This is a genomic window from Janthinobacterium woesei, from assembly GCF_051380875.1.
Taxonomy (GTDB): Bacteria; Pseudomonadota; Gammaproteobacteria; order Burkholderiales; family Burkholderiaceae_D; genus Janthinobacterium.
This window is the reverse complement of sequence record NZ_JBNYXW010000052.1, coordinates 1-1,416: the sequence shown is the minus strand read 5'-3', so window position 1 is coordinate 1,416 and position 1,416 is coordinate 1. Positions and strand designations below refer to the sequence as shown.

The 1,416-nt window shown below is 65.0% G+C and carries 1 protein-coding gene and 1 pseudogene; both read right to left on the bottom strand.

What is annotated here, in order from left to right; all coding sequences use genetic code 11:
• Positions 1–58 precede the first annotated feature (58 nt).
• Entirely contained in the window at positions 59–844 is a 786-nt protein-coding gene (gene istB / locus ACQ4W6_RS25705) for an IS21-like element helper ATPase IstB (RefSeq protein ID WP_436569985.1), read from the bottom strand.
• A pseudogene (locus ACQ4W6_RS25700) lies at positions 841–1,416 on the bottom strand (IS21 family transposase); the annotation flags it as partial. The pseudogene ACQ4W6_RS25700 and the gene istB, both read right to left, overlap by 4 nt.

Sequence of the window (1,416 nt, the reverse complement as noted above, 5' to 3'; positions counted from 1 at the left end):
GCGTCAACTATCTTGGCCGGTCGGCGTCAATTATCTTGGCCGGTGAAGCGAGTTGTTGTTAATCCTTCTGAGTTGTCGCCTTGCCGCTGGCCGGCGCCTGCGCCGACTTCGCGGCACGACGCCGATAGCTTTCCACGTTGAGCTCGAAGATGGTCGAGTGATGCACCAGTCGATCAACCGCCGCCAGCGTCATCGCCACCTCCGGAAACACCTGATCCCAGCCTGAGAACGGTTGGTTAGCAGTAATGGCCAGGCTCTTGCGCTCATAGCGCGCCGCGATCAGTTCAAATAGCACGGACGTTTCTGCCTGGTCACGCCGGACATAGCTCAGGTCGTCGAGGATCAGCAGGTCAAAGCGATCCAGCTTGGCGATCTCGGCCGGCAACCGCATCTCGCGGCGCGCCACCTGTAGTCGCTGAACGAGGTCGCTGGTGCGTGTGAAGTGCACGCGGTAACCGCGATCAATTAGGCCGTTTCCGATAGCGCACACGAGGTGGCTTTTGCCCACGCCGGGTGGCCCGAACAGCAGCAGGTTGGCGCCCTGTTCAATCCAGCCATCACCCTCGACCAGTGCGGTGACATGGGCTTTCGATACGGTAGGCACGGTCGTGAAGTCGAAGCTCGACAGCAGCTTGCCGGGCAGCAGTTGCGACTCGAGCCGGTGCCGCTCTAGACGCCGCGTTTCCCGCTCGGCCAGTTCATGCTCCATCACGGCGGCGAGGAAGCGTTCGGCGGGCCAGCCCTCTTTGTTCGACTGGGCCGCCAGCGCGCCCCACAGCCGCTTGATGGTGGGCAAGCGCAGTTCCGTGAGGATCAGCGGCAGGCGTGCCACCACGTCCGTCACGCGGCCTCCAGCAGCTGGTCGTAGGTGGCCAGGTCGGGCAGCGTCACGGCCACGTCCTGGTAGTGTGCGGGGCGCGGCGCCAGTTCTAGCCGCAATTGCTCTAGATCCGGCAATTGTCCGCTATCGAGCAGTAGCGCCAGGCGCTGCGCCAGTGCCGCCTCGCAGCCGCCGTTGCCGGCGAGGTCCAGCAAGCCCACCATCAGCCGGCACGCGCCCGCTTCCGGCAGTTGCTCCTTGAGCTGGGCCCACATCAGGCGGTATTCGGTGCGCGGAAACAGCGCGTCGCGCAGCACTGAGCGCGCCAGCGCGCCGGGTTTGCGCTTGAGCGCCGGCAGCAGGTGGCGGTAGTCGACGACCTTGCCGCGCCCGTTGGCCGCGTCGGGCTGGCCGCGCGTCAATTCGAGCACGCAGACGTTGCCCAGCCAGCACTCGAGTTTTTCGCTGAAGATGCGTACCTTCAGGCGGTGGCCCACCAGTCGCGACGGCGCCGTGTAGAGTACCTTCTTGACCGTCATCGTGCCGTACTTGGTGACGCGGGCATCAACCTCCTCGTAGTCGCTGCTGCGCCGCAC